The following is a 2,187-nucleotide window of genomic DNA, read 5'->3' as shown; positions in this document are numbered from 1 at the left end:
ACCGGCGCCGCGCGCGCCCCGCCCGCCCCCCCCCCCCGCAACAATATCGTTGATGATCGATGAATGACCTGGTGATGACGCTGCCCGCCGACGATGCCGAGAAGTACGCGGCGTGGTTCAAGGCGCTGGCGGATCCGACCCGCATCCGACTGCTGCACCTGCTGGCCGCGCACGGCAGGCCGATGAGCGTGGGCGAGCTCGTCACCCGGGCCGGGGTCGGGCAGTCCACCGTCTCCCACCATCTGAAGATCCTCGCCGACGCCCGGTTCGTCCTGGCCGAGCGCAGCGGCACCTCCACCCTGCACACCGTCAACCGGGCCTGCCTGACCGCGTTCCCGGCGGCGGTGCAGGCGATCCTCGGCGAGGCCGGCAGGCGGCCCCCGGCATCCGAGGTGGCGATCGCCCCGATGCGTGCGGAGCACGCCGGGCAGGTGCTGGAGATCTACCGGGCGGGCATCGAGGAGGGGAACGCCACCTTCGAGACGTCGCCCCCTACCTGGGAGGCGTTCGACGCTGCGAAGCTGCCCGCACACCGGTACGTCGCGCTCGGCGGTGACGGCAGCGTCCTCGGGTGGGTCGCGGCGAGCGGTGTCTCCGACCGGTGCGCGTACGCGGGTGTCGTCGAGCACTCCGTCTACGTCCACCCCGGCGCCCGCGGCCGCGGCATCGCGGGCCGGCTCCTGGATGCGCTGGTGGAGTCCACGGAGGGTGCGGGGATCTGGACGATCCAGTCCGGAGTGTTCCCGGAGAACACCGCGAGTCTCGCCGTCCATGCCAGGGCCGGGTTCCGGGTGATCGGCACCCGCGAGCGCATCGGCCGCCACCACGGCGTGTGGCGGGACACCGTCCTGATCGAGCGCCGCAGCCCCGCCGTCGGCTGACGTCCCGGGCCTCCGGCGAGGGGCGGCCGTCCTGCTCCGGCCCCGGGGACACATCGGCGGCGCGGGAGGAGTTGGCGGACGCGTCCGGGTCCGGGTCCGGGTCCGGGTCCGGGTCCGGGTCCGTCAACTGTCGTCGGTGAGGGTGAGCTGGCGCCGGTGGAAGTCGAAGTGCAGGGCGGGGTACCGGTAGAGGTCGGCGAGCGTCATGCGGTCCTGGAAGAAGGGGTCCCAGCGGACGGGGAAGTGCATGCCGAGGGCCAGGTCGGCCACTGTCTCGCGGTCCAGCCGGCGGTGCAGGGACGCAATGAACCGGTCGAGGAGGGCGAGCTGGCGCGAGGGCCGAAGGACGCGGACCGCCAAGCGGGGCCCGAGGTAGTTGACGGCGTCGAACGGCGTGGTCGCAGCGTCGAGGATCCGCGCGAAGAGGCGGCCGGCGCTGCGGGGCAGCCGCCCGAAGGTGCGCACCAGCGGCATCAGTACCCGGGTGATGATGTAGCCGAACAGCATGTGGAAGAGCAACTGCTCGTTGGTCCACCGGGTGCCGCTGGTCGGGCCGGCCAGGTCGGCCGGCCCGGCGGAGGCGACGAGGCGGTGAAACTCCTCGCGGACTCGGTCGAGTTCGGCGTGCACCTCGCTGCGGTCGAACGGCGCCTTGCCGGACATCCCGGCCCCTCCCCCGTGCTCCCCCGGATCCGGGCCATCCGGCCGGGACCTGCATGATGCCCGGTTCCTCACCGACCGACTCGTGGGCCGTCAGAGCAGGGTACGGATCTCCTCGACGGCGGCCCGGGCGGTGCGGCCGACGCCGATGAGGGTGGCGGACGCGGGCCCGGTCCAGTCGCCGTGGCCGAGGAGGTGGATCCGCGGGTCGGCCTGCACCCTGGTGCCGATGGTGGGGATCCGGCCTCGGTCGCCGGCGCGCAGGCCGAGCGGGGCGAGGTGTGCAAGGGCCGGGCGGAAGCCCGTGCACCAGATGACGGTGTCGGCCGGCCATACTTCTCCGCCGGCCCATCGCGGGCCCGCGGGGGTGAGTTCCTCGAACATGGGGTGGTCGGCGAGCAGTCCGGCGTCGCGGACGGCGCGGACGGGCGCGGTGGCGACGATGTCGCCGAGGTCGGAGATCCGCGGACCGCCGCCCTGGACGCGGCGGGTGGCGATCTCGAACAGGGCGCGGCCGTCGATCTCGTCCGGGAGGAAACGGGCCGGGCGCCGGGTGGCCCAGCGCACCGCGGCGGCGATGGGGGCGCCCCCCGCCGAAGGCCGGGGGACGGGGAGGTGGGCGGCGAGCTGCGCCCCGGCGTTTGCG

The 2,187-nt window shown here is 74.2% G+C and carries 2 protein-coding genes and 2 pseudogenes; 2 read left to right on the top strand and 2 right to left on the bottom strand.

Annotated elements, in window-relative coordinates:
* Positions 1–59: 59 nt before the first annotated feature.
* Together ACFV0G_RS38650 and ACFV0G_RS38645 are read left to right on the top strand one after the other, a co-directional pair.
* Positions 60–314, top strand: a pseudogene (locus ACFV0G_RS38650) (ArsR/SmtB family transcription factor); the annotation flags it as partial.
* Between the two features lie 93 nt (positions 315–407).
* On the top strand, positions 408–881 hold the full coding sequence (locus ACFV0G_RS38645) for a GNAT family N-acetyltransferase (RefSeq protein ID WP_380558356.1): 474 nt from the start codon (positions 408–410) through the stop codon (positions 879–881).
* A 123-nt stretch (positions 882–1,004) separates the two neighbouring features.
* Here ACFV0G_RS38645 and ACFV0G_RS38640 read toward each other — a convergent pair whose 3' ends face one another.
* Both ACFV0G_RS38640 and ACFV0G_RS38635 read right to left on the bottom strand, forming a co-directional pair.
* The gene (locus tag ACFV0G_RS38640; protein ID WP_380558353.1) at positions 1,005–1,544 is read right to left on the bottom strand and encodes a DinB family protein; all 540 of its coding nucleotides are present in this window, start codon (positions 1,542–1,544) and stop codon (positions 1,005–1,007) included.
* A 90-nt stretch (positions 1,545–1,634) separates the two neighbouring features.
* Positions 1,635–2,187, bottom strand: a pseudogene (locus ACFV0G_RS38635) (pyridine nucleotide-disulfide oxidoreductase); the annotation flags it as partial.

Source organism: Kitasatospora sp. NPDC059571, assembly GCF_042735675.1.
Classification (GTDB): Bacteria; Actinomycetota; Actinomycetes; order Streptomycetales; family Streptomycetaceae; genus Kitasatospora.
The sequence above is the reverse complement of the archived record's forward strand: the minus strand, read 5'-3'. Positions and strand labels throughout refer to the sequence as shown.